We start from the raw sequence: 24230 nt of genomic DNA, 5'->3' as shown, positions 1-24230 counted from the left end.
CTATATTTGTAACAGAAGAATACCAAACCTAAAAACTTCAAAGCTATGAACGTAAACAAAATCATGACGGAACTCGAGCGTAAGCACCCCGGCGAAAGCGAATATCTGCAGGCCGTACGCGAAGTGCTGATGACCGTCGAGGAGGCCTACAACCAACACCCCGAATTCGAGGCCAACCGCATCGCCGAACGGATCGTCGAGCCCGACCGCATCTTCACGTTCAAAGTCGTATGGGTAGACGACCGCGGCGAGGTGCAGACCAACCTCGGCTACCGCATCCAGTTCAACAACGCCATCGGCCCCTACAAGGGCGGTCTGCGTTTCCACCCCTCGGTCAACCTCTCGATCCTCAAGTTCCTCGGTTTCGAGCAGATCTTCAAGAACGCCCTGACGACCCTGCCGATGGGCGGCGCCAAGGGCGGCTCGGACTTCAACCCCAAGGGCAAGTCGGATCGCGAAGTGATGCGCTTCTGCCAGGCCTTCATGACCGAACTCTGGCGCCACATCGGTCCCGAGACCGATGTCCCGGCCGGTGACATCGGCGTCGGCGGCCGCGAAATCGGTTATCTCTACGGCATGTACCGCAAACTCGCCCGCGAGAATACCGGCGTACTGACCGGCAAGGGCATGACCTACGGCGGTTCGCTCATCCGTCCCGAGGCTACGGGCTTCGGCGCCGTCTACTTCCTGCGCCAGATGCTCCAGAAGGCCGGCATGGATATCAAGGGTCAGACGATCGCCATCTCGGGCTTCGGTAACGTCGCCTGGGGTGCCGCCAAGAAGGCCACGGAACTCGGCGCCAAGGTCGTGACGCTGTCGGGTCCCGACGGTTATGTCTACGATCCGGACGGTCTGAACGACGAGAAGATCAACTATATGCTTGAGCTGCGTGCCTCGAACAACGACGTCGTGGAGCCCTACGTGCAGAAGTTCCCCGGTGCGAAGTTCTTCGCCGGCCGCAAGCCCTGGGAGGTCAAGGTCGACATCGCCATGCCGTGCGCCACGCAGAACGAGCTGGACGGTGAGGATGCCAAGAAGCTGCTGGCCAACGGTGTGAAGATCGTGGCCGAGGTTTCGAACATGGGCTGCCGTCCGGAGGCCATCGACGCCTTCATCGCCGCCAAGATCCCCTACGGACCGGGCAAGGCCGTCAACGCCGGCGGCGTGGCCACCTCGGGGTTGGAGATGACGCAGAACGCCCAGAAGCTCAACTGGACGGCCGAGGAGGTCGATGCCAAGCTGCACCAGATCATGTCGTCGATCCACCACGCCTGCCTCGAATACGGCACCGAAAAGGATGGCTACATCAACTACATGAAGGGCGCCAACATCGCCGGCTTCATGAAGGTGGCCAAGTCGATGGTCGAGCAGGGCATCCTGTAACTCCGCGACTCTCCGAAATACGAAAGGCCGTCCGACATCGGACGGCCTTTTTTGTGCGATCGCCCCCCCGAAACGGCTCCGGCGGGAAAATGCTTATGCTGAAAAATGCAGGGTTCATCATCAAACTCCGCCGGATGGTTGAATTTATTTGATGCTGTCGATGCGGTGTTCTACCTTTGGTTGCAGTCAAACCTCTAAACACGTTACGGATTATGACACACATTCGGAAAATCACCAACACCCTGGCAGCCGTAGCACTGGCCTGCCTGACGCTGGCCTCGGCAGCCTGCTCGGACGATGACGACAACAACACCCCGGCCCCCGACAAGCAGGGAGAGGCCCTGACGCTTCAGGATGTCGCCGGGAGCTACGCCGGAACGTTCGACTTCACGGCCGAGCCCAGCGAACTGAACCCCAAACCCGAACCGCAGACCGATATCGCCGTTTCGCTCGAGGTGAACGAGAAGGGCACGCTGCATTTTGCCGAGTTCCCGGCCGCCACGCTGGTCGAGGCGCTGCTCGGTGATGCCGCCTCGGGCGTGATCGCGATGCTGGGGACGGTCACCTACGACGCCGCGATCGGCACCCCGACGGCCGACGCCTCGAAACTCACGGCCGCACTGACGACCCCCGATCTGGAGCTCTCGCTGATGGCCGGCGCCCTGAAGGTGCAGATTGCGATCGAAGCCCCCGAGCAGCTCTCCTACACGAAGGGGGGGGGCAATCTGACCTTCACGCTCAAGACCCTCCGCTGCACGCTTAACGACGAAGACCCGATGGATCTGGTCAACACACTGACGTTTACGGTTCAAAAGCAGTAGACCGCAGGACGTCGGACATTGCGGAGATGCGGCCCGCGGCCGGACGGCCGGTGACGAGCGATGGTGCGAAACGCCGTCAGGCCCCGCCGACAAGCGACAACAGGTCACGCTTCCCGTCTCCGGAGAGGGGCGGCAACAGGGAAACGCCGCCGGCCGGGCCCTCTTCCGATTCCGGCGATCCGCGCCGAAAAAAAGGGCTGTCCCCGATTGGGAACAGCCCTTTTTCATGCCTTGTCGGCCAACGGCTACAGACGCGCCTTGATCGCTTTGGTGGCCTCCTCGTAGCCCGGCTTCTCGAGCAGGGCGAACATGTTCTTCTTGTAGGCCTCGACCCCCGGCTGGTCGAACGGATTGACACCCAGCAGATAACCGCTGATGCCGCACGCCTTCTCGAAGAAATAGAGCAGCGAACCGATCACCTCGGCCGTTACGGCCGGAATCTCCACCCGCAGGTTGGGAACCCCGCCGTCGACGTGAGCCAGCTGCACGCCCAGTTCGGCCATGCGGTTGACCTCCGAGATACGCTTGCCGGCCAGGTAGTTCAGACCGTCGAGGTTCTCCGGATCGGATTCGATGACCACCTTAGCGGCGGGCTGCGCTACGGAGATGATCGTCTCGAACATCTCGCGCTCACCCTGCTGGATGTACTGTCCCATCGAGTGCAGGTCGGCCGTCAGCGTCACGCTGGCCGGGAAGATACCCTTGCCCTCCTTGCCTTCGCTCTCGCCGTAGAGTTGCTTCCACCACTCGTTGATGTACTGCAGACGGGGTTCGTACGAACCGAGGATCTCGATCTTCTTGCCGCCCTGGTACAGCAGGTTGCGCACCACGGCGTAGATGGCCGAGGGGTTCCCGGCAAAGGGAACCTCCTCCGAGGTGGCCTTCTCCATCTCCTGTGCACCGCGCACCAGCGCCCGGACATCCACACCGGCCACGGCCAGCGGCAGCAGTCCCACGGGGGTCAGCACCGAGAAGCGGCCGCCCACGTCGTCCGGAATGACGAAGGTCGGATAACCCTCCTTCGTGGCGAGCGTCTTCAGTGCGCCGCGCGCCTTGTCGGTCACGGCCACGATCCGCTCGGCAGCACCCTGCTTGCCGTAACGGCGCTCAATCTCGGCCTTGATCAGGCGGAAGGCGATGGCCGGCTCGGTCGTCGTCCCCGACTTCGAGATGACGATCGCGGCAATCGAGTGCTCCTTCACGGCCTCGAGTAGTTCGGCCGTATAGTCCTCCGAAATATTCTGTCCGGCAAAGAGCACCGTCGGGTTCCTGTGCTCCTTGTGCAGCAGCTCGAAGGGGTTGCTCATCGCCTCCAGAACGGCCTTCGCACCCAGATACGAACCGCCGATACCGATGCAGATCACCACGTCGGCCCGGGCGCGCAGTTTGGCCGCCTCGGCCTCGATGGCGTCGAGATCCGCCTCCGTGATCGACGACGGAAGGTGAATCCATCCCAGAAAATCGTTGCCGGCGCCCTTGCCCGAGTGCAGCAGGGCGTTGGCGGCCTGCGCTTTGGCCTCCATCTCGGGGGTGATCTCCACACCCGCCTTCGAGATGTCCAGTTTTACGTTTTTCATATGCTTGTCAAATGAGTTTGGTTGTCAACAGTTGCATCTCGCGCCGGGCCGACGTCCCTTCGTAAAGCACGCGGTAGACCATCTCGGCGATGGGCATCTCGACGCGGTGGCGCGTATTGATGTGGCGGATGCAGTCGGCGGCGAAGTAGCCCTCGGCCACCATCGTCATCTCGTTCAGCGCGCTCTTCACCGTGCAGCCGTGGCCGATCAGCAGTCCCAGCCGGCGGTTGCGGCTGTAGGTCGAGTAGCAGGTCACCAGCAGGTCGCCCAGATAGGCCGAGACCAGCGTGTTGCGGCGGTCGGGATAGCTCTCCTCCAGGAAGCGCGTCATCTCACCCGCCGAATTGGCAATGAGCACCGCCAGGAAGTTGTCGCCGTAGCCGAGCCCCACGGCCAGCCCGACGGCCAGTGCGTAGATGTTCTTCAGGATGGCTGCATATTCGATGCCATAGAGGTCGGTCGAGTAGCTCAGGCGGATGCTCTCGCCGGCGAAGCGCGTCCCGATCAGGCGGGCATTCTCCGGATCGGTGCAGACGACCGTCAGATAGGAGAGCTTTCCGCGCGAGACCTCCTCGGCGTGCGACGGCCCCGTAAAGAGCCCCAGCTGTCTGTAGGACAGACCGTAATGATCATGCACATACTCCACGACGGTTTGGTAGTCGCCCGGGACGAGGCCCTTGATGGCCGAGACGATGAACTTCTCCTTGAGCGAAACGGTCAGCGGCGCCAGGAAATCCTTCAGGTAGGCCGACGGCGTGGCCAGAATCACGATGTCGGCGCGGCTCACCACCTCATCCAGATCGTCCGACACGGCGAGCGTCGCGGGATCGAACTCCAGATCGCTCAGATAGCGCGGATTGCGCCCCTCGCGGCGCAGCGAGGCGAGCACTTCCGGGTTGCGGACATACCATCCCACGCGTTGTCCGTTGGCGGTGAGCAACCCCACCAGAGCCGTAGCCCAGCTTCCATAGCCGATCACCGCACATCGCGCGTCGGTTCCGATTTTGTATTCCATGCAGCAATGCGTTTATTCCACAAACGTTTATTCTACAAAGATAGCAAAATTTGGGAATACCGTCCAACTTTTTGCACGGCTTCGTCGCTCCGCAGCCATTTTTCCACAGGCCGCTACCCGGTGCAGCCCCTCTTCTGAAAACGACAAAATCGACGGTCGATGAAAAAAATACGCCCCGTGATGCTCCAATTTCCGAGGGTTTTTGCTACCTTTGTCCGGATATGTCCGCACGCGGAGGCCCGAAAGCCGAATGCCCCGCGTATCCAATTGACAATAAACGATTTTAGAAAACATACAGAGTTGGGTGTAGCCTTATGGGAATCTTTTCTTTGACACAGGAGCTGGCCATCGACCTCGGAACGGCCAACACGCTGATAATCCACAACGGCAAGGTCGTTGTCGACGAACCCTCGATCGTCGCCCTCGACGTCCATACCGGCAAACTCGTCGCCATCGGACAGCAGGCCCGCCAGATGCACGAGAAAACCAATCCGAACATCAAGACCATCCGTCCGCTCAAGGACGGCGTGATCGCCGACTTCAACGCCACGGAACTCATGTTGCGCGGCATGATCAAGAAGGTCAAGACCTCCGGAAGCCTCTTCGCCCCGTCGCTGCGCATGGTCATCTGCATCCCCTCGGGTTCGACCAACGTCGAGATCCGCGCCGTGCGCGACTCGGCCGAACACGCCGGCGGCCGCGAAGTCTACATGATCTACGAACCGATGGCCGCCGCCCTCGGAGCCGGCCTCGACGTCGAAGCTCCCGAAGGCAACATGGTCATCGACATCGGCGGCGGTACGTCGGAGATCGCCTGCATCTCGCTGGGCGGCATCGTCTGCTCGGAATCGATCAACACGGCCGGCGACGTCTTCACCAACGACATCCAGAGCTACGTCCGCCAGCAGCACAACATCCGCATCGGCGAGCGTACGGCCGAAGCCATCAAATGCTCGATCGGCGCCGCCGTCTCCGACCTGGAGGAGGAGCCCGAGGATTTCGTCGTCACGGGCCCCAACATGCTCACGGCCCTGCCCCAGACCGTCTCGCTCTCCTACAGCGAGATCGCCTATGCCCTCGAGAAGTCGCTCACCAAGATCGACGCCGCCCTGATGAAGGTCCTCGAGTCGATGCCCCCCGAGCTCTATGCCGATATCGTCAAGAACGGCATCTACCTGGCCGGCGGCGGCGCCCTGATCAAGGGACTCGACCGCCGTCTGAGCGAGAAGACCGGCCTTCCGTTCCACATCGCCGAAGACCCCCTGCGTGCCATCGCACGCGGCACGGGCATCGCCCTGAAGAACATCAACCGCTTCTCGTTCCTCATGCGATAGGGAAGCGGCTGACACATATTTGTTTACGGATTGCGGGCCTCGGTCCGCAATCTGAATTAAGGATCTATCCACATTTTTAACCGCGAATCACCTTGCGAAAGCTGATCGAGTTCATACGGAGCATCTATGTGGCGGTGCTCTTCGTGGTGCTGGAAGCCGTGGCCATCGGCTGCTACGCCCACTCCTCGAGCTACACCCAGGCCCGACTGCTCGCCCGCTCGAATCAGGTTGCGGGCGGGGTCCACGGTCTCTTCGCCGGCATCCGCCGCTACCTCTTCCTCGGACGCGAAAACCGGGATCTGGCCGACCGCGTCGCCCGGCTCGAAGAGCAGCTCGCCCAGTACCAGGAGGCCGAAACCGCCGCCCGGCTCGACTCCTACATGCAGGATATCGGCGAATCGAGATACCACTTCGCCACGGCCGTCGTCGTCGGCAACACCCTCAACCGCATGCAGAACCTCCTGACACTCAACCGCGGCCGCAAGGACGGCATCGAGGAGGAGATGGCCATACTGGCCCCCGACGGAGCCATGGTGGGCTACGTCGTCGCCTGCACCGAACGCTACTCCGTGGCCATGTCGGTGCTCAACACCTCGTTCCGCACCAGCGGCAAGATCGCCGACACGGACTACTCCGGATCGATCTACTGGGACGGCACCGACCCCGGTACGGTCACGCTGGGCGAACTCTCGAAGTATGCCGAACCAAAACCCGGCCAGGAGGTCGTCACGGCTGGTCTGTCGGAGTACTTCCCCGCCGACGTGCTGATCGGCTGGGTCGAAAGCGCCGAACTGAACGAAACCAAAACCTCCTACACCGTACGCGTGCGGCTGGCCGCCGAGATGTCGCGTCTGAACGAGGTGATCCTCGTCGCGGACCGCGACCGCTACGAAATCCGCGAGCTGCAGCAAAGCGATCAGGTCGAACAACATACCCGCTTGAACTGACATGTACCGTACCTTCCCATACCTCGGACTCTTCGTGGCCGCCGTGCTGCTGCAGATCTTCCTGTTCGACAACCTCTCGATCAGCATCTACCTCAACCCGCTGGTCTACATCGTCTTCATCGCCCTGCTGCCGCTCGACGCACAGCCCGTCACGCTGCTGGGCGCCGGGCTGCTGCTCGGCGTAGTGATGGACCTGGCCATGGGTTCGGCCGGCATCAACACCATCGCCACGCTGCCCGTCGCCTTTTTCCGCCCGCAGATAGCCGCCATGATCTGCGGCCGTGAGAATGTCCGCGAAGGGGGTATCCCCTCGCCGGGGCGTCTCGGCTCGCACAAGTTCTTCGTCTACCTGCTGACGCTGACGATGATCCACCATACGCTCTTCTTCCTGCTCGAGGCCCTCTCGTGGAGCCACCTGTTCCACACCGTGGTGCGCATCGTCGTCAGCTCGGCCGTCACGGTGGCCTTCAGCTGGATTATCACCCGCATCTTCACCGCCAAACTCCCCGCACGCGTATGAGTGATTCGGAAAGCTTCCTGAGAATGAGGACCCTGCAGGTCATCGTGATCTTCATCTTCGCGGTGATCCTCCTGCGGCTGGCCTACATACAGCTCTTCGACCGGCGTTACGCGGAGCTGGCCGAGGCCAACGTCCTGCGCCACGTCGTACAGTACCCGCCGCGCGGCGAGGTCTTCGACCGCAACGGTGAATACCTCGTCCAGAGCCGCGAGTGCTACGACCTGATGGTCATCTACCGCGAAATCGACCGGCGCGGATTCGACACCGCCCGGCTGTGCGAGGTGGCCGGCATCTCGCGCGAAAAGCTCGATCGCGAACTCGCCAACGCCCGGGTCCGCCCCCGCGCCCCGCGGCTGATCACGAGCTACATCCCCAAGGAGGACAAACTGCGCTTCGACGAGGGCAACTTCCGCGGCTTCTACACCGTCTACCGCACCGTGCGGCAGTATCCGCGCAAGATCGGCGGCAACCTGCTGGGCTACGTCAGCGAGGTGAACGACACCTATCTCAAACGGCATCCCGAATACAAGGTGGGCGACTACGTCGGCATGAGCGGCGTGGAGTCGGCCTACGAGCCCGAGCTGAAGGGCAAGAAGGGGGTCAAGATCCAGGAGATCGACACCCACGGCGCCATCAAGGGCTCTTACCTGAACGGCCGTTACGACTCGGTGCCCGAACCGGGCAAATACCTCGTCAGCACGATCGACGCACGGCTGCAGCTGCTCGGCGAGGAGCTGATGCGCGGCAAGGTCGGCGCCGCGGTGGCCATCGAGCCCTCGACGGGTGAAATCCTGATGATGGTCTCCTCGCCGACGTACGACCCCGACGAGCTGGTGGGCCGCGAACGCGGCAACAACTACATGAAGATGCTCTACAACAAGCGCAAGCCGCTGTTCAACCGTGCCGTGAAGGCCAAATACCCTCCGGGCTCGACCTTCAAGCTGGTGCAGGGGCTGATCGGCCTGCAGGAGGGGGTGCTGCACCCGTCGGACCTGCACGTCTGTCACAACGGCTACCAGGCCGGACGCCTCAAGATGGCCTGCCACTCCCACGCCTCGCCGCTCGACCTGCGCTTTGCGGTGGCCACCTCGTGCAACGCCTATTTCTGCTACGTCTTCCGCGACATCCTCGACAACCCGAAATACGGCAGCGTCAAGGAGGGCTTCGACGTCTGGAAGGAGTATGTCGAGAGTTTCGGATTCGGCCGCAAACTCGGTTCGGACTTTCTGGACGAGGGCAACGGATATGTCCCCGACCGCGCCTACTACGACCGCCAGTACCGCGGTTCGTGGAACTCGCTGACGGTCCTCTCGCTCTCGATCGGACAGGATGCCCTGGGCTGCACGCCGCTGCAGCTGGCCAACCTGGCCTGCATCATCGCCAACCGCGGCTACTACTACATCCCGCACATCGTCAAGCGCATCGAGGGTCGGGATTCGCTCGACCGCCGCTTCTACGAACGCCACTACACGAAGGTCGACCCGAAACACTTCGACCCGATCGTCGAGGGCATGTGGCGCGGCGTGAACATCGGCGGCACCTCGACGATGGCCCGGCTCGAGGGTTGGGACGTCTGCGGCAAAACTGGTACGGCCGAAAACCCCCGCGGCCGCGACCACTCGACCTTCCTGAGCTTCGCCCCGAAGGACAACCCGCGGATCGCCATCTCGGTCTACGTCGAAAACGGCGGTTTCGGCGCCACGTCGGCCCTGCCGATCGCCAGCCTGCTCGAGGAGTACTACCTCACGGATACAATCCGACGTCCGGCCCTGCTGGAATATGTCAAGAACATGCAACTCTATTACCCGGCCTATGACAAGTAACCGGCATACAGGCATTTTCGACGGCGTCGACCGCGGTACGGTGCTGCTCTACGTCCTGATCGTCCTGGCAGGATTCGTCTCGATCATCTCCGCCTCGTACGACGACACCATCGCCCGAACCTTCTCCTTCTCGCACTTCTACATGAAGCAGCTCATCTGGATCGGTGTGGCCTGGACCACGGCACTGGTCGTGCTGCTGCTCGACGAACGCTTCTACCACATGTTCGCCTATCCGGCCTACTTCGCCGGACTGGCGCTGCTCGTTGCCGCGCTGCTCTTCGGCCGCGAGGTCAACGGCGCCAAGGCCTGGTTCGAATTCGGATCGGTGCGCGTCCAGCCCGTCGAGTTCGCCAAGATCGCCACGGCCCTGGCCCTGGCCCGCGTGATGAGCAACTACTCCTTCTCGATCAACCGCCCGGGCGACCTCTTCAAGGTGGCCCTGGTCATCTGCATCCCGCTGCTGATCATCATCCTGCAGAACGACACCGGTTCGGGCATTGTCCTCTGCTCGTTCCTCTTCGTCCTCTACCGCGAAGGGCTCAACAAGTGGCTGTGCATCCCGGTGCTGCTGATCGGCGCGCTGTTCATCGTCTCGTTCCTGCTCTCGCCGATGGTGCTGCTCGTGACGCTGATTCTGGTCTGCACGCTCTCGGAGGCAATGATGAACGGGCAGTGGCGCTCACGAATCATCTTCCTGGCGGCGCTGATGCTCTCGAGCATCCTGCTCTGTCTGGTCGCGGCCCTGGTGAGCCCCGGCAAGCTGGACATCTACCACAGCCTGCTCATCATGACCGCCGTGGCCGTGCTCTTCGTCGCGGGATACGCCCTGCGCACCCATCTGACGAACCTCTTCATCCTCATCGGACTGTTCGTCGGGTCGATGATCTTCCTCCCGACGACCGACTACATCTTCAACTCGATCCTCAAGCAGCACCAGCGCGACCGCATCCTGAGCTTCCTGGGTATCATGAGCGACCCGCTGGGCACGGACTACAACGTCAACCAGGCCAAGATCGCCATCGGTTCGGGCGGGCTCTTCGGCAAGGGGTTCCTGCACGGCACCCAGATCAAATACGGCTTCGTCCCCGAAAAACACACCGACTTCATCTTCTGCACCGTCGGTGAAGAGTGGGGATTCCTCGGCACAACCTTCGTGCTGACGCTGCTGTGCCTGCTGATCCTGCGGCTGATGCGCATGGGCGAACGGCAGGAGGAGCCCTTCGGCCGCATCTACTGCTACTGCGTGGCCTCGATCCTGCTGTTCCACGTGCTGGTGAACGTCGGCATGACCATCGGCCTGATGCCCGTCATGGGTATTCCGCTGCCGTTCATGAGCTACGGCGGATCGTCGCTCATCGCCTTCACGATCCTGCTCTTCATCGCCATCCGTCTGGATGCCTCCACCCGCCATTTCTCCCTCAACCGCATCGCCTGACAACACCCTGCATACACCAAAAAAACTATGATACGCTACAACCCCAAAGGACTGACCTCCGCCGAGGTCGAAAAGAGCCGCTCGGAACACGGCAACAACGTCATCACCCCGCCGAAAGATGACTCGGCGTGGAAACTGCTACTCGAAAAGTTCCGCGACCCGATCATCCGCATCCTGCTGCTGGCCGCCGTGCTGTCGCTGGCCATCGGCTTCGCCCACCAGGATTTCACCGAGTCAATCGGCATCATCTGCGCCATCATCCTGGCCACGTGCGTGGGCTTCTGGTTCGAGTGGGACGCCCAACGGCGCTTCCGCCGCCTGAACCAGGTCAACGACGACATTCCGGTCAAGGTGATGCGCGAGGGCTCGATCCGCGAAATCCCGCGCCGCGACGTGGTCGTGGGCGACGTGGTCTACATCGAAGGGGGCGAGACCGTCCCGGCCGACGGCGAACTGGTCGAGGCCGTCTCGCTGAAGATCAACGAATCGACCCTCACGGGCGAACCCGAGGTCGACAAAACGGTCGACCCGGCACACTTCGATCCCGAAGCGACCTATCCGTCGAACGTCGCCATGCGCGGCACGACGGTTGCGGACGGCTACGGCGTGATGGTCACCACGGCCGTAGGCGACCACTCCGAGGCGGGGCGTGTCACCGAGCAGTCGACCGTCCAGAGCGACGAACAGACCCCGCTCGACCGCCAGCTGACCCGCCTTTCGCACCTGATCGGACGCGTGGGCATCTTTCTCTCGGGGCTGATCTTCTGCGTCATGCTGGGCAAGGCCTTTCTCGTCGAAGACTTGCTCCAGCAGGACTGGCTCACCATCTCGCAGCACGTACTGAACATCTTCATGGTCTCGGTGGCCATCATCGTCATGGCCGTGCCCGAGGGACTTCCGATGTCGATCACCCTCTCGCTGGCGATGTCCATGCGGCGGATGCTGAAGACGAACAACCTCGTGCGCAAGATGCACGCCTGCGAGACGATGGGCGCCGTGACGGTCATCTGCACCGACAAGACCGGTACGCTGACCCAGAACCGCATGCACGTCCAGGAGCTGGTGCGCTACGACGAACTCCCGGAGCGCGAATTTGCCGAGGTGGTGGCGCTCAACTCCACGGCTTTCCTCGATGCCGAGGGCAAGATCATCGGCAATCCGACGGAAGGGGCGCTGCTCGAATGGATGCGGCGCGACGGTCACGACTACGAGACGCTGCGCGACGGAGCGAAGATCATCGACCGGCTGACCTTCTCGACCGAACGCAAATACATGGCCACGATCATCGAAAGCGGCCTCACGGGGCGCCGTCTGCTCTGCGTCAAGGGGGCGCCGGAGATCGTGCGCGCGATGTGCGCCGCCGACGGGCTCGACGAAAAGGTTACCGCCCAACTCACCGCCTTCCAGAACCGCGCCATGCGGACGCTGGGCGTAGCGTGGGCCGAAACCTCGGCGACGAACTGCACCGAGGCCGTCCGCGCCGGCGGGCTGCACTTTGCGGCCGTGGCGGCCATCTCGGATCCCGTGCGCGAAGATGTTCCGGCAGCCGTCGGGCAGTGCCTGCGGGCCGGCATCGCCGTGAAGATCGTCACGGGCGACACCCCCGCCACGGCGCGTGAGATCGCCCGCCAGATCGGTCTCTGGAACGACGCCGTGGACGGCGATCGCAACCACATCACCGGAGCGGAGTTTGCCGCCATGAGCGACGAGGAGCTGCTCGGCAGGGTCCAGGAGCTGAAGATCATGTCGCGGGCCCGTCCGCTCGACAAACAGCGGCTGGTCAAGCTGCTGCAGCAGTGTGGCGAGGTGGTCGCCGTGACGGGCGACGGCACGAACGACGCCCCGGCACTGAACTTCGCCAACGTCGGCCTGTCGATGGGTTCGGGAACCTCCGTAGCGAAGGATGCCTCGGATATCACGCTGCTCGACGACTCGTTCACGTCGATCGCCACGGCCGTCATGTGGGGGCGCTCGCTCTACCGCAACATCCAGCGCTTCGTCCTCTTCCAGCTGACGATCAACGTCGCCGCCATCCTGATCTGCTTCATCGGTTCGATCTTCGGCACCGAGATGCCGCTGACCGTCGTGCAGATCCTCTGGGTCAACATCATCATGGACACCTTCGCCGCCATGGCCATGGCCTCGCTTCCGCCGAGCCCCGAGGTCATGCAGGACAAACCCCGCTCGCGCGACGAATTCATCATCTCGCGGTCGATGGCCCGCACGATCTTCACCTGCGCCGGCGTGATGGTCGTCGCGCTACTGGGGATGCTCTTCGGCTGGACGCTGCGCGACGGAGGCCTCTCGGTTCACCAGCTGACGGTCTTCTTCTCGACGTTCGTCTTCCTGCAGTTCTGGAACATGTTCAACGCCAAGGGATTTGAAACCCGCCACTCGGTCTTCACCCATCTGAAGGGCTGTCGCGAATTCTTCCTGATCCTGGCCGCCATTGCCGTCGGTCAGATTCTGATCGTCGAGTTCGGCGGGCAGGTCTTCCGCACCGTGCCGCTGCCGTGGCCGGAATGGGCCGAGATCATCGGACTGACCTCGCTGCTGGCCTTCGGAGGTGAAGCCGTCCGGGCGCTGGGCCGCAGAAGAAAATAAAAATTTCCGGAAAAAGGCCGACATGATGCTCAAAACACAGGCTCTCGCACTGTTCGTCGCGCTGCTGCTCTTCAGCCTCAAGGCTCGGGCACAACTCCGTGACAGCACAGCCCTGACGTCCGACAGCACCCTCCTGCAGCAGCGTGGCAACACGGCCCTGACGCCCGACAGCATTTCCCTGCAGAGCGACAATTCGGTCCTGCAGCACAGCTGCACACACCTGCGCCGCGACAGCGTGGACTGGAGCGCCGGCGGCGCATTCCGCAGGCGGATCGACCGCCACACCTCGACGAAAGCCTACCGGATGCTCTTCATCGGTACGCCGCTGATCGTCGGCGGCGTCATCATGCAGAGCTACGACCGGGATTTCCAGCGTCTGAGAAACGGCTACGTCCCTTCGTTTCACCAGAAGTACGACGACTGGCTGCAGTATGCCCCGGCCGGAGCAATGCTGGCCATGAAGGCGTGCGGTGTCAAGAGCCGCAGTTCGTGGGGCCGGATGCTGGTTTCGGACGCCTTCTCGGCCGGACTGATGGCCACCGCCGTCAACTCGCTCAAGTACACGCACCGCGTCATGCGCCCCGACGGTTCGACGCGCAACTCCTTCCCCTCGGGCCACACCGCCACGGCCTTCATGACCGCCACGATGCTCCACAAGGAGTACGGCCACCTCAGCCCCTGGTACAGTATCGGCGGATATGCCGTGGCCACGGCCACCGGCGTCACGCGGCAGCTGAACAACCGCCACTGGATGAGTGACGTGATGGTCGGAGCCGGCATCGGCATCCTGGCCGCCGAATTCGGCTACTTCCTGGCCGATCTGATCTTCAAGGAGCAGGGACTGAACGTCTACGAAACCTTCTCGGGCCAGGACCGCTACTGCCACCCGTCGTTCGTGGGATTCGCCATCGGCGTGACGACCATCCCCGGCAGCTACACCACCCGCGAAGGGATGCGCATGCATTTCCACGCGGGCCCTACGGCCGGTGTTCAGGGAGCCTGGTTCGCCTCGCCCTACTGGGGAATCGGCGGGAGACTGGCCTGTTCGAACCTCCGCACGGCGATCAACAGTGTCATCCAGGACGACAACTTCAAAAGTGCCTCGGTCTATGTCGGCCCCTACTTCTCGTATCCCGTCTCGCTACGTTGGCAGGTGGGTTCGAAACTCCTCGGCGGCTACGAATTCTACAAACGGTTCGAAACCTCGTTCGGCGACATTCCGGGACGCAACGGCGCCGCCTTCGCCACGGGTGTCTCGACCACCTATCTGGCCACGCAGAACCTCGGCGTACGCTTTGCCGTGGATTACGACCTGGCGCCGTCGCTCGTCCACGGTTCGGGCGAGCCGCTGCACAAACTCTCCTTCGGCATCGAGGTCTGCGCCGTCTTCTGGCCCTCCGGAAGAGGAAAGGCGACCGCCCGGAGCATGGAGAGGACGACCACCCAGAGGGCGACCGCCCGGAGCATGGAGAGGGCAATTGGGGCGAGAAAATAGCCCGAAGAGAGGGACGAAAGGCTCGCACAAAAGGCTCACCGGAGAGAGGAACGGAAGGGTCCGAAGGGGCGGACTGCAAACGGCCCGAAAACCCAAAACGGGCTGCCGACGATCGGCAGCCCGTTTATCTTTCGGAACAAATGAAATATCAGAGCAGCGGCAATACGGACTCGCTCCGCGAAGGCAACGTAACAGGAGCCTCCTTCACGTAATCGGGAATTACAACCCGTTCGTAGACCGATTCGATCTGCTCGTCGAGCGAAACAAGCCGCAGTTCGGTATCGGTCATCGACTCGACCCGATAGCTGTGCGCCCAGGGCTCACCATCGGAATAGGTCCCCGAAAGGATCGTTCCGTTTTCGGAACCGGCCGTCATGCGACACGTCCCGGTGTAGGGGACATATCCGGCCGAAGTAAGATTGCCGATCTGCTGATAGAGCGTAAAACGATCCGTTCCAAGCTCCAGATAGACCCGCCCGGAGAGGGTCGTATCCTCGTTCCAGGAGATCAACATCCAGCCATTGGGTTGGATGGCAACGCCTCCGTCTCCCCCATCATTTCCCTTTTTCGAGCAGGAAACCCCTGCAACGGCCAGCATCACGACGGCACAAACACCAAGTAGAAAATTCAAGCGCATGGACGACTCAATTTTTAAGCGACAGCAACTATGTGAGGTTTGCAAAGTTAGAAATTGATTCGGGAAATCCAAAACCGCGATCCGAAAAACCATTTTCCGACCAGCTTTTCCGCCCGCTGGCACAAAAAATGCACCGCACCAGGCATCCCTTGGACAAAATCCGTCTGCAATGAAAATACGTCTGTTGCTGATTCTGCTGTTGTTCGTCGCATCGGTCGGGGTGCTCGTCTGGCTCTACGACGGGAAGGCCTTCCTGCCACCGAAGCACGCCCGTTCGACGTGGCATGAAATCACGGCCGACCTGGAGGCCTGCGGACACCGCAAACATCTCAAGGCGCGTCAATACCGGCATTTTGCGAAGATCGCGGCCGCCGAGCATCAATACCCGGCCGAACGGCTCTTCCGGGCCATAGCCTGCTCCGAAGAGCTGCAGGAGCAGAACCTTGCTGCAGCCATTCACCGTCTGGGCGGCAGCTACACACCCCCTGGGGATATTGCCCTGTACGGCAGTTCGACGGCCGGCAACCTGGAGCGCTGCATCGGGATCGAACGCTACCGCTTCGGCCGACATTCCGACGCGGAGATCCGACGGGCCATGAGCCGCGGGAACCGTTATGCCGCCCGGCTGCAGGTCTGGGCCGCGGCAAATGATCTGCGCCAGATCGTGCTGCTGGAGAGTCTGGGGCGGAACTCCGCGTCGGGATTTGCCGTCTGCCCCCGGTGCGGGAATCTCTACGCGACGACGTATCTCGACCGCTACTGTCCGCACTGTCTGACCGCCGGCGAGGAGTTCATCCGTTTCGAGTAGTCGGGCCGGCGGCATCACGCCACACAAAAAAAGCCAGACACGAAGCGCTGCAATCACATCCGCGCTCCATATCCGGCAAAATTTCGGGCCGCAGCCTTCCTCTGACTACTCCTCCTCGGCGTCGGGCTCCTTCATCGTGTGGTAGACGTTCACCACGTCGTCATCCTCCTCGAGGCGCTCGACGAGTTTCTCGACCGATTCGCGACCCTCGGCATCGAGCTCCTTCGTATCGGTCGGAATACGCACCGACTCACCCGATACGATCTCGAAGCCCTTGTCGTCGAGCCACTTCTGGATGGCACCGAACGACTCGTAGGGGGCGTAGACCGTGATGCCGTCCTCCTCGGGGTAGAACTCGTCCACACCCAGGTCGATCATCTCCAGCTCGAGTTCCTCGGGATCGACGTTCGGAGCCTTGAACTTGAAGACGCACTTGTGGTCGAAGAGGAAGCCCACCGAGCCGCTGTTGCCCAGCGTACCGCCGCATTTGTTGAAGTGCATGCGGATGTTGGCCACCGTACGGTTGGTGTTGTCCGTGGCCGTCTCGACCAGGAAGGCGATTCCGTGAGGGCCGTATCCCTCGTAGATGACCTCCTTGTAGTCGGCCGCATCCTTCTCCGTGGCACGTTTGATCGCACGCTCGATATTCTCCTTGGGCATGTTCTCGGCCTTGGCGTTCTGGATCAGAATGCGCAGACGCGTATTGCCCGAGGGATCCGCTCCGGCGGCCTTCACGGCGATTTCGATCTCCTTACCCAGTTTGGTGAAGGTGCGGGCCATGTGCCCCCAACGCTTCAACTTCCGCGCTTTGCGGTATTCAAAGGCTCTTCCCATAAATAATGATGAATTTATTTTTTCGGATTTTTTCTTTCAGAGTGCAAAGGTATAAAATTCAGAAAAAAAAAGGAAACGCCGACAAAAATATTCCGCACGAATCTCCTTTCCGAAGCGGAGATTGTCAGAGGAATTGCCTATTTTTGCAGCGGAAACCGCCCGGCCGGGGCCGATCCGAAGGCAACACCCGGCACCGAACCGCCGCCCCGCCGGCAAACCTTTGCAACACGTAAAAAAGAGAATACCATGGAGATCAAAAGCCGTTTCGACCATTTCAACGTCAATGTCACCGATCTGGACCGCAGTCTGAAATTCTACGACAAGGCCCTGGGGCTGAAGGAGATCAGCCGTCAGAAGGCCGCCGACGGATCCTACGAGATCGTCTTCGTCGGCGACGGCGAGTCGTCGTTCAAACTCGAGCTGACGTGGCTGCGCGACCACGCCGCCACGCCCTACGAACTGGGTGACAACGAAAGCCACCTCTGCGTGCGCGTGGCCGGCGATTACGACGCCGTGCGCGAGTATCACCGTGCGATGGGCTGCCTCTGCTTCGAGAACCACGAGATGGGACTCTACTTCATCAACGATCCCGACGACTACTGGATCGAGATCCTTCCGCTGAAAAAATAACAAGGCCATGCAGAACATCAGCGACAAGAAGAACGCCCCCCTGCAGGAGGAGGTCGAACGCGCCGTCGAGGTGCTACGCCGCGGCGGCATCATCCTCTACCCCACCGATACGGTCTGGGGCATCGGCTGCGACGCCACCAACGCCGAGGCCGTCGACCGCATCTACCGCCTCAAACGCAGCGAAAACAAGAAATCGATGCTCGTGCTGTGCGCCTCGGCCGACATGGTCGTGCGCTATGTCAACCGCGCACCCGGCATCGCCTTCGAGGTGATGGAGATGGCCACCACCCCGCTGACGGCCATTCTGCCCGGCGCCGCGGGCGTCGCCCCGAACCTCATCCCCGACGAGGGGACGCTCGGCGTCAGGATCCCCGACCACGAGTTCTGCCGGCGCATGCTGCGCGCCCTGGGACGCCCCGTGGTCTCGACCTCGGCCAACATCTCCGGCCAGCCGACGGCCGTCGGACTGCAGGACGTCGCACAGGAGATCGTCGACGGCGTCGACTTCGTCGTCAATCCCCGTTTCGAAGGCAAACCCACCCGCAAGGCTTCGTCGATCATTGCGTTCGGCGAAGGCGGCGAGGTCAAGATCATCCGCGAATAAGATGGCACGCACACTTGTCACCCCCATCCAGAAACGCTTCTCGGACGTCGATCCCTTTCAGCACGTCAACAACGTCTCGCAGCAGATGTACTTCGACGTCGGCAAGATGGAGTATTACGATCGGGTGCTCGGCGGCGCCGGCGCCCTGCTGGGCGATCTGCGCATCGTCACCGTCTCGACCTCAACCTCCTACATGGGCCAGGTGCGCATGACCGATCCGGTACGCATCACCACCACCTGCGAACGGGTCGGCAACAAGAGCCTCACGCTCTTCCAGCAGCTGCTCGTCGGCGACGAAGTGCGCAGCGAGAGCCGTTCGGTGATGGTCGTCTTCGACTTCCCGAATCAGTGTTCGCGCCCCGTTCCCGACGAGTGGCGCGAGCGGCTGACGGCCGAATAGAGCGGCAGCCGCCCGTCGCTGCGCAGCGGCGGAAGATCCGGATGGCGCAGCGGCGAGAAGGATGAGCCGGGCGCAGCGAGGGGCGAGAGGGGTGAGCCAGACGAGAGGGGCGAGCCAGACGAAAGGGAAGAAGTGAGAGTCGAAGAGGGTGAGGCAATTGCGGCAGCGGAACCCGGTGAAGGGACCTCGGCAGAAGAGTCCCGACGGGCATGACGGCGGCGGGGATGATGCAGGCCGTAATGATACCCCACGGCCACGAGAATCACCCCCGTGAAGATGCATCCGGCGGCAGTGAGATTCACGGCATTGAAGTGCGCCTGCCCGCGGGTGACGGCCAAAATACCCGCCGCCAGGGGCTGAATGTAGCGGTAAAGGGCCGTATGGACGGCCGTGAGCTTCTCCGTGCCGCGGTAGAGCAGGTACATCGGCAGCACGGTTCCCAGCACGAGGATGTAGGCCAGTTCGGCCTGGGCGCCGAGCGGCAGCCGCAGGAAATCCGTGTGGTCGACATACCGCCAGAAGAAGGGAGCCGTCACGGCCAGTCCGATGATGTAGTACCATCCCATCACCACCAGCGTACCGTGGCGCTCGAGCTGCGGTTTGATCAGCACCGTATTGGCGGCTATGGCCACCACGGCCAGCAGCACGAAGAGATTGCCTTCGGCCTGGCTGCCACGCGTGAGCTCGAAGCCCTGGTTGAAGAGCAGAATCCCCGCCCCGAGCAGCGAAATCACGATCCCGACGGCGCGTCCCGGCAGATAGCGGTGCGGATGCAACAGGTGGTCCAGCAGCAGCGTGATGGCCGGACCGAGCGTCGCGATGACCGAAGCGTCGATCGGCGAGGTGGCCGACGCCCCCTTGAGCAGCAGGTACATCCATCCGTAGACGACCAGCAGCGAGACGAGCAGGATCTTCCCGGCATCGCGCCACCCGAGGCGGAAGGCCCCGCGCGAAAACAGCGCAAAGGGGATGAAAAACAGGGCCGCCGAAAGGACCTGCAGCATGAAGATCTGTTCGAAATCCAGCCAGTTGCGCGTGAGCGAGACATAGAACGAAAAGTCCGCTCCGAAAAAGAGGTTGGCGAAGATCAGGTCGAAGTGATAATGCGTCTTTCCCACGAATGCTTCACCCGGCAATTTTCGCACCGAACCGATTTTTACGTATCTTTGCCGCGGCATTCGGCCCGCAAAGAGGGCCCGGTGCCAGGATCAAACAACCGTAAATTCCTTCCATTCACACTCTACGCGACGATGGACAAGGGAAAACTCAAAGGTCATGCAGCCCTCTGGGCCGCCAACATCATCTGGGGTCTCAACGCCCCGATCGGCAAAAGCGTACTGGTCTCGGCGGCCAACCCCTCGGGGATCAGCCCCTTTGCCATGAGCGTCTACCGCATGGTAGGGGCGGCACTGCTCTTCTGGGCCGCATCGCTCTTCCTGCCCCGCGAGCGGGTTCCGCGCCGCGACATCGTGCTGCTGTTCTTCGCCTCGCTGTTCGGCATCCAGCTGAACCAGATGCTCTTCCTCTGGGGGCTGTCGCTCACCTCGCCGATCGACACCTCGATCATCTCGACGATCGTTCCCGTGCTGACGATGGTCCTGGCCACGCTCTTCCTGCGCGAACCGATCACCTGGCTCAAGGCCGGCGGCGTCTTTCTCGGATGCGCCGGGGCCGTGATTCTGGTACTGGCCAGCCAGCACGGCGCAGGGCATACCTCGAGCATCAAGGGCGACATTCTCTGCATTGTCAGCGCCATCAGCTATGCCACCTACCTCACGGCCTTCCGCGATGTCATCGTACGCTATTCGCCCGTCACCTCGATGAAGTGGATGTTTCTCTTTGCGGCCGTCGTCGCCGTGGGGATCTACTACCGACCGCTCATCGAGGTCGACTACGCATCGCTTTCGCCGCGCACGTGGGGCGGCATCGCCTTCGTGGTCATCGGGGCCACGTTCCTCTCCTACCTGCTGGTACCCATTGCGCAGCGTTATCTGCGGCCGACGGTCGTCTCGATGTACAACTACGTGCAGCCGGTGGTGGCCGTGCTCTTCACCGTAGCCATCGGGCTCGATACGTTCGGTCCGACCAAGGGGTTCGCTGCGCTGTGTGTCTTTGTCGGGGTATGGCTGGTCACCAAGTCGAAGTCCCGCGCCCAGCTGGAGGCCGAGAAGGCGCAGAAGAAGGCGACCGAAAAACCGGTCGCCGAAAAATAGGAGCCAGGCGAAAGACCGAAAAGCCGGAGGAGCCGAGAAACCGAAAAGACAGAGGTGCCGAGGGGACAGAGGTGCGGGGTCCAAGGACGCCGGGACGCCGGGACGCCAGAGGAGCCGGAGGAGCCAGAGGAGTCGGAGGAGCCGGAGAAGCCGGAGAAGCCGAAAAACCGGGAAGACAGCCAGAGAATCCGGAAACGTCGGAGGCAATGTATTCATCCAAAAGAGGGGCGAAACCTGCAAAAAGGTTTCGCCCGTCTTCGCTCTCTCGCTCCGGGATTCCGCTCCGTCAGGCCCCGGGCTCGGCGGAAGCATCCGCCTGTGCCGGCTCTCCGGCCTTGACCAGACCGCGTTCCGTCGCCAGCCGCTCCATCAGTGCGTAGGCCGCCCCGTATTCGTTCGGAATCTCGCCGTCGAGGATCGCATTCTTGATCACCTCCTTGATCTCGCCGATGACGCGGCAGGGGCCGATGCCGTAGGTCTGCATGATGATCTCACCCGTAATCGGCGGCTGGAAGTTGCGGATCCGGTCGCGCTCCTCGAGATCCTTCATCTTGCGGCGCACCAGCTCGAAGTTGGCCAGATAACGTTTCACCTTGGCGTCGATGCCCGAGGTGATGTCGGCCTCGCAGAGGGTCATCAGCGCCTCGACGTCGTCGCCCGCCTCGAACAACAGCCGCCGCACGGCCGAATCGGTCACCAGATCCTCCGAGAGGATGATCGGCCGCAGGTGGAGGAAAACCAGCTTCCGGACGAACTTCATGTGCTCGTTCAACGGGAGCTTCAGCTGGCGGAAGATCGCCGGCACCATCTTCGAGCCGACGACCTCGTGGCCGTGGAAGGTCCACCCCACGCGTGGGTCGTAAGCCTTGGTCAGCGGCTTGCCGATGTCGTGCAGAATCGCCGCCCAGCGCAGCCACAGATCGTCCGAACGCCGCGCCACGTTGTCCAGCACCTTCAGCGTATGGATGAAGTTGTCCTTGTGGGCGTGTTTGCCGCGGCGCTCGACCCCCTTGAGGTTGTGCATCTCGGGGAAGATCAGCTTCAGAAGACCCGTCATTTCGAGCAGCTCGAAACCGATCGAGGGGACGGGCGAGGCGACGATCTTGTTCAGTTCGACGGCAATCCGCTCGCGCGAAACGATGCGGATGCGTTCGGCATTGCGGGCAATGGCGTCGAAGGTCTCCTCCTCGATCGTGAAGCCCAGCTGCGCAGCGAAGCGCACGGCGCGCATCATCCGCAGCGGATCGTCCGAGAAGGTGACGTCCGGATCGCACGGCGTGCGGATGATGCAATCCTCCAGATCGGACATCCCGTCGAAGGGATCGACCAGTTCGCCGAAGGTCTCGGCGTTGAGCGACCAGGCCATCGCATTGATCGTAAAGTCACGGCGGCGCTGGTCATCCTCGAGCGTTCCGGGCGAGACCTCCGGTTTGCGCGAATCGTGCGTATAGGACTCCTTGCGGGCCCCCACGAACTCCACCTCGATGCCGCGAGCCCGGACCATGGCCGTACCGAAGGTCTTGAAGATGGACACCCTGGTCCTCAACTCGCGGCCCAGGGCCTCGGCCAGCGCAATGCCGCTCCCGACGACCACCACGTCGATGTCCGTCGACGGACGCCGCAGGTAGTAGTCGCGTACGTAGCCCCCGACGACGAAGGCCCGCACCCCCTGTTCGTCGGCAAGGCGCGAGATCTGACGGAATATCGGATTCGAAAGCGGCACGCGGTTACTTGACATGGATCCTGATCGCATCGCGCCATACCAGATAACCCGCCCCCATCAGGTGCAGGCCGTCATTCGTATAACGGCGGTCGAGCCGCCCCTCGTCGTCGGCCAGCGCCCCCCACACGTCGAGATAGGTGACCCCCTTCTGGTGGCACAAAGCCTCGAGACGCTTGTTCGTCGGGACGATCAGATGCGCGTGTTCATAATGGCTGCGGTATTTCGTGAATCCCTCGCCGTTGACCGGCAGGATGCTCTGTACGTAGATCTTCGTCCATTTCGACTCCCGCTGGAAGCGGTCGATCAGCCGCTCGACGTCGCGCACGATCTCGTCGGGCGTGCGTCCCGCCGCCAGATCGTTCGTGCCGATCATCAGGAAGAGCTTCTTGGGATGGGCCGTCAGAATCGAGTCGAGCCGCCCGAGCAGCCAGTCCGAACGGTCGCCGCTGATGCCGCGGTTCTTGACGTGGCGGTTCTGGAAGAGTTCGGCCCACTCGCAGCCGTCGGTGATCGAATTGCCCACAAAGACGATGTCGCTCGAGTGGAGCGGCAGCACGTCGAAAAGGCTTCGCCGCTGGAAGTGATACTCCCCCTGAGCGAAGGCCGCCCCCGCAACGAGCAGGGCCGCGGCAAGAAGCAGCAGTCGTTTCATTCCTGTACGGTTTTCAGTTCACGGCGGTAGAGCTGCACGGTATTCTCCAGCCCGTAGTAGAGGGCGTCGCAGATCAGCGCATGGCCGATCGAGACCTCGTCGGTCCAGGGGATGCGGGAGATGTAGTAGCGGAGGTTCTCCAGCGAGAGGTCGTGACCGGCATTGAGCCCCAGCCCCTGCCGCCGCGCCTCCTCGGCCGCCGCCACGTAGGGGGCAACGGACGCCTCGGGATGCTGCGCATACCGGCTGGCATACCCCTCGGTGTAGAGTTCCACGCGGTCGGCGCCGCATGCCCGGGCCCCGGCCACCATCGCCGGCAGGGGGTCGACGAAGATCGAGACGCGGATGCCGTGCCGATGGAAGCGGCGCGTCACCTCGCTCAGGAATTCACGGTGGGCAAGCGTATCCCAACCGGCATTCGAGGTAATGGCGTCGGCGGCGTCGGGGACCAGCGTCACCTGCGTCGGAACGACCTCCGTCACCAGGTCGATGAACGACGGAATGGGGTTGCCCTCGATGTTGAATTCGGTGGTGAGCACCCGTTTCAGATTCCGCACGTCGTCGTAGCGGATGTGGCGTCCGTCGGGGCGCGGGTGCACCGTGATGCCGTCGGCCCCGAAACGCTCGATGTTGCGCGCCGCGAGGATCACGTCCGGAAGATTTCCTCCCCGGGAGTTGCGGATGACGGCAATCTTATTGATGTTTACACTCAACTTTGTCATAAAATCCGTATATTTGCTCTCGATATGCCGGAAGCCCGGAATGCCGAAGCCGT

At 62.2% G+C, this 24230-nt stretch carries 22 protein-coding genes; 14 read left to right on the top strand and 8 right to left on the bottom strand.

What is annotated here, in order from left to right; translation table 11 throughout:
• Positions 1 to 45 precede the first annotated feature (45 nt).
• Positions 46 to 1383 (top strand): NADP-specific glutamate dehydrogenase, encoded by a 1338-nt coding sequence (gene gdhA, locus B5G09_RS10595; protein ID WP_087309877.1) that lies wholly within the window; start codon positions 46 to 48, stop codon positions 1381 to 1383.
• Positions 1384 to 1595: 212 nt separating this feature from the next.
• Positions 1596 to 2204: a DUF4840 domain-containing protein gene (locus tag B5G09_RS10590; RefSeq protein ID WP_087309875.1), complete on the top strand. Its 609-nt coding sequence runs from the start codon at positions 1596 to 1598 to the stop codon at positions 2202 to 2204.
• A gap of 245 nt (positions 2205 to 2449) precedes the next feature.
• Here the strand turns inward: B5G09_RS10590 and B5G09_RS10585 are convergent, their stop codons facing one another.
• Positions 2450 to 3781, bottom strand: coding sequence for a glucose-6-phosphate isomerase (locus tag B5G09_RS10585; protein ID WP_087405130.1), 1332 nt, complete (start codon positions 3779 to 3781; stop codon positions 2450 to 2452).
• 7 nt (positions 3782 to 3788) lie between these two features.
• A complete protein-coding gene (locus B5G09_RS10580) occupies positions 3789 to 4796 on the bottom strand; it encodes an NAD(P)H-dependent glycerol-3-phosphate dehydrogenase (protein ID WP_087405129.1) in 1008 nt (335 codons plus the stop codon).
• Positions 4797 to 5110: 314 nt separating this feature from the next.
• Between B5G09_RS10580 and B5G09_RS10575 the strand changes: the two genes are divergently transcribed.
• From B5G09_RS10575 to B5G09_RS10545, 7 genes are all read left to right on the top strand, one after another.
• Positions 5111 to 6130, top strand: a complete 1020-nt coding sequence (locus tag B5G09_RS10575; RefSeq protein WP_087309869.1) for a rod shape-determining protein — start codon at positions 5111 to 5113, stop codon at positions 6128 to 6130.
• A 92-nt stretch (positions 6131 to 6222) separates the two neighbouring features.
• Complete coding sequence (gene mreC / locus B5G09_RS10570) at positions 6223 to 7077, top strand: rod shape-determining protein MreC (RefSeq protein WP_087309867.1); 855 nt, start codon at positions 6223 to 6225, stop codon at positions 7075 to 7077.
• 1 nt (position 7078) lies between these two features.
• Entirely contained in the window at positions 7079 to 7597 is a 519-nt protein-coding gene (locus B5G09_RS10565) for a rod shape-determining protein MreD (protein ID WP_087309865.1), read from the top strand.
• Positions 7594 to 9420, top strand: coding sequence for a penicillin-binding transpeptidase domain-containing protein (locus B5G09_RS10560; RefSeq protein ID WP_087405128.1), 1827 nt, complete (start codon positions 7594 to 7596; stop codon positions 9418 to 9420). Before B5G09_RS10565 ends, B5G09_RS10560 begins: the two co-directional genes overlap by 4 nt.
• Entirely contained in the window at positions 9410 to 10855 is a 1446-nt protein-coding gene (rodA, locus tag B5G09_RS10555; protein ID WP_087309861.1) for a rod shape-determining protein RodA, read from the top strand. The genes B5G09_RS10560 and rodA overlap by 11 nt, the downstream gene beginning before the upstream one ends.
• A gap of 27 nt (positions 10856 to 10882) precedes the next feature.
• Entirely contained in the window at positions 10883 to 13459 is a 2577-nt protein-coding gene (locus B5G09_RS10550; protein WP_087405127.1) for a calcium-translocating P-type ATPase, PMCA-type, read from the top strand.
• A gap of 22 nt (positions 13460 to 13481) precedes the next feature.
• Positions 13482 to 14954 carry a phosphatase PAP2 family protein gene (locus B5G09_RS10545; RefSeq protein ID WP_241147636.1) on the top strand — a complete coding sequence of 491 codons (1473 nt, stop codon included), beginning with the start codon at positions 13482 to 13484 and terminating at the stop codon, positions 14952 to 14954.
• Positions 14955 to 15102: 148 nt separating this feature from the next.
• Here B5G09_RS10545 and B5G09_RS10540 read toward each other — a convergent pair whose 3' ends face one another.
• Positions 15103 to 15591, bottom strand: coding sequence for a hypothetical protein (locus B5G09_RS10540; RefSeq protein ID WP_143256539.1), 489 nt, complete (start codon positions 15589 to 15591; stop codon positions 15103 to 15105).
• 169 nt (positions 15592 to 15760) lie between these two features.
• Between B5G09_RS10540 and B5G09_RS10535 the strand changes: the two genes are divergently transcribed.
• Positions 15761 to 16399: a rubrerythrin gene (locus B5G09_RS10535; RefSeq protein WP_087405125.1), complete on the top strand. Its 639-nt coding sequence runs from the start codon at positions 15761 to 15763 to the stop codon at positions 16397 to 16399.
• Between the two features lie 105 nt (positions 16400 to 16504).
• On the opposite strand, the gene B5G09_RS10530 is transcribed toward B5G09_RS10535, so the two are convergent.
• A complete protein-coding gene (locus B5G09_RS10530; RefSeq protein ID WP_087309853.1) occupies positions 16505 to 17233 on the bottom strand; it encodes a YebC/PmpR family DNA-binding transcriptional regulator in 729 nt (242 codons plus the stop codon).
• A 246-nt stretch (positions 17234 to 17479) separates the two neighbouring features.
• On the opposite strand from B5G09_RS10530, the gene B5G09_RS10525 reads away from it, so the two are divergent.
• The 3 genes from B5G09_RS10525 to B5G09_RS10515 are packed head-to-tail and all read left to right on the top strand — an operon-like array spanning position 17480 to position 18867.
• Positions 17480 to 17863 (top strand): VOC family protein, encoded by a 384-nt coding sequence (locus tag B5G09_RS10525; RefSeq protein ID WP_087309851.1) that lies wholly within the window; start codon positions 17480 to 17482, stop codon positions 17861 to 17863.
• Between the two features lie 7 nt (positions 17864 to 17870).
• Positions 17871 to 18467 (top strand): L-threonylcarbamoyladenylate synthase, encoded by a 597-nt coding sequence (locus B5G09_RS10520; protein WP_087309849.1) that lies wholly within the window; start codon positions 17871 to 17873, stop codon positions 18465 to 18467.
• A 1-nt stretch (position 18468) separates the two neighbouring features.
• On the top strand, positions 18469 to 18867 hold the full coding sequence (locus B5G09_RS10515; protein ID WP_087405124.1) for a thioesterase family protein: 399 nt from the start codon (positions 18469 to 18471) through the stop codon (positions 18865 to 18867).
• Here the strand turns inward: B5G09_RS10515 and B5G09_RS10510 are convergent.
• The gene (locus tag B5G09_RS10510) at positions 18813 to 20012 is read right to left on the bottom strand and encodes a DMT family transporter (protein WP_241147635.1); all 1200 of its coding nucleotides are present in this window, start codon (positions 20010 to 20012) and stop codon (positions 18813 to 18815) included. The genes B5G09_RS10515 and B5G09_RS10510 overlap by 55 nt on opposite strands.
• A 105-nt stretch (positions 20013 to 20117) precedes the next feature.
• Here B5G09_RS10510 and B5G09_RS10505 point away from each other — a divergent pair, with 105 nt between their 5' ends.
• Positions 20118 to 21080 (top strand): DMT family transporter, encoded by a 963-nt coding sequence (locus B5G09_RS10505; protein WP_087405122.1) that lies wholly within the window; start codon positions 20118 to 20120, stop codon positions 21078 to 21080.
• Between the two features lie 286 nt (positions 21081 to 21366).
• On the opposite strand, the gene B5G09_RS10500 is transcribed toward B5G09_RS10505, so the two are convergent.
• The 3 genes from B5G09_RS10500 to B5G09_RS10490 are packed head-to-tail and all read right to left on the bottom strand — an operon-like array spanning position 21367 to position 24177.
• Positions 21367 to 22818, bottom strand: coding sequence for an HD domain-containing protein (locus B5G09_RS10500; RefSeq protein ID WP_239403229.1), 1452 nt, complete (start codon positions 22816 to 22818; stop codon positions 21367 to 21369).
• Positions 22808 to 23455, bottom strand: a complete 648-nt coding sequence (locus B5G09_RS10495; RefSeq protein ID WP_087309841.1) for a GDSL-type esterase/lipase family protein — start codon at positions 23453 to 23455, stop codon at positions 22808 to 22810. Before B5G09_RS10495 ends, B5G09_RS10500 begins: the two co-directional genes overlap by 11 nt.
• Positions 23452 to 24177, bottom strand: a complete 726-nt coding sequence (locus B5G09_RS10490) for a pyridoxine 5'-phosphate synthase (protein ID WP_087405121.1) — start codon at positions 24175 to 24177, stop codon at positions 23452 to 23454. The genes B5G09_RS10495 and B5G09_RS10490 overlap by 4 nt, the downstream gene beginning before the upstream one ends.
• Positions 24178 to 24230: the final 53 nt, after the last annotated feature.

Origin of the sequence: Alistipes sp. An54, assembly GCF_002159375.1 — a bacterium.
GTDB classification, from domain to species: domain Bacteria; phylum Bacteroidota; class Bacteroidia; order Bacteroidales; family Rikenellaceae; genus Alistipes; species Alistipes megaguti.
This window is presented reverse-complemented; position numbering and strand designations above follow the sequence as displayed.

Excerpts from the sequence above, each read along its gene's own strand:
- gdhA (WP_087309877.1), top strand. The coding sequence starts at position 46 with ATGAACGTAAACAAAATCATGACGGAACTCGAGCGTAAGCACCCCGGC.
- rodA (WP_087309861.1), top strand. The coding sequence starts at position 9,410 with ATGACAAGTAACCGGCATACAGGCATTTTCGACGGCGTCGACCGCGGT.
- B5G09_RS10505 (WP_087405122.1), top strand. The coding sequence starts at position 20,118 with ATGGACAAGGGAAAACTCAAAGGTCATGCAGCCCTCTGGGCCGCCAAC.
- B5G09_RS10535 (WP_087405125.1), top strand. The coding sequence starts at position 15,761 with ATGAAAATACGTCTGTTGCTGATTCTGCTGTTGTTCGTCGCATCGGTC.
- B5G09_RS10580 (WP_087405129.1), bottom strand. The coding sequence starts at position 4,796 with ATGGAATACAAAATCGGAACCGACGCGCGATGTGCGGTGATCGGCTAT.
- B5G09_RS10545 (WP_241147636.1), top strand. The coding sequence starts at position 13,482 with ATGATGCTCAAAACACAGGCTCTCGCACTGTTCGTCGCGCTGCTGCTC.
- B5G09_RS10585 (WP_087405130.1), bottom strand. The coding sequence starts at position 3,781 with ATGAAAAACGTAAAACTGGACATCTCGAAGGCGGGTGTGGAGATCACC.
- B5G09_RS10575 (WP_087309869.1), top strand. The coding sequence starts at position 5,111 with ATGGGAATCTTTTCTTTGACACAGGAGCTGGCCATCGACCTCGGAACG.
- B5G09_RS10550 (WP_087405127.1), top strand. The coding sequence starts at position 10,883 with ATGATACGCTACAACCCCAAAGGACTGACCTCCGCCGAGGTCGAAAAG.
- B5G09_RS10520 (WP_087309849.1), top strand. The coding sequence starts at position 17,871 with ATGCAGAACATCAGCGACAAGAAGAACGCCCCCCTGCAGGAGGAGGTC.
- B5G09_RS10500 (WP_239403229.1), bottom strand. The coding sequence starts at position 22,818 with ATGTCAAGTAACCGCGTGCCGCTTTCGAATCCGATATTCCGTCAGATC.
- B5G09_RS10490 (WP_087405121.1), bottom strand. The coding sequence starts at position 24,177 with ATGACAAAGTTGAGTGTAAACATCAATAAGATTGCCGTCATCCGCAAC.
- B5G09_RS10530 (WP_087309853.1), bottom strand. The coding sequence starts at position 17,233 with ATGGGAAGAGCCTTTGAATACCGCAAAGCGCGGAAGTTGAAGCGTTGG.
- B5G09_RS10540 (WP_143256539.1), bottom strand. The coding sequence starts at position 15,591 with ATGCGCTTGAATTTTCTACTTGGTGTTTGTGCCGTCGTGATGCTGGCC.
- B5G09_RS10525 (WP_087309851.1), top strand. The coding sequence starts at position 17,480 with ATGGAGATCAAAAGCCGTTTCGACCATTTCAACGTCAATGTCACCGAT.
- B5G09_RS10560 (WP_087405128.1), top strand. The coding sequence starts at position 7,594 with ATGAGTGATTCGGAAAGCTTCCTGAGAATGAGGACCCTGCAGGTCATC.
- B5G09_RS10565 (WP_087309865.1), top strand. The coding sequence starts at position 7,079 with ATGTACCGTACCTTCCCATACCTCGGACTCTTCGTGGCCGCCGTGCTG.
- B5G09_RS10590 (WP_087309875.1), top strand. The coding sequence starts at position 1,596 with ATGACACACATTCGGAAAATCACCAACACCCTGGCAGCCGTAGCACTG.
- B5G09_RS10495 (WP_087309841.1), bottom strand. The coding sequence starts at position 23,455 with ATGAAACGACTGCTGCTTCTTGCCGCGGCCCTGCTCGTTGCGGGGGCG.
- B5G09_RS10515 (WP_087405124.1), top strand. The coding sequence starts at position 18,469 with ATGGCACGCACACTTGTCACCCCCATCCAGAAACGCTTCTCGGACGTC.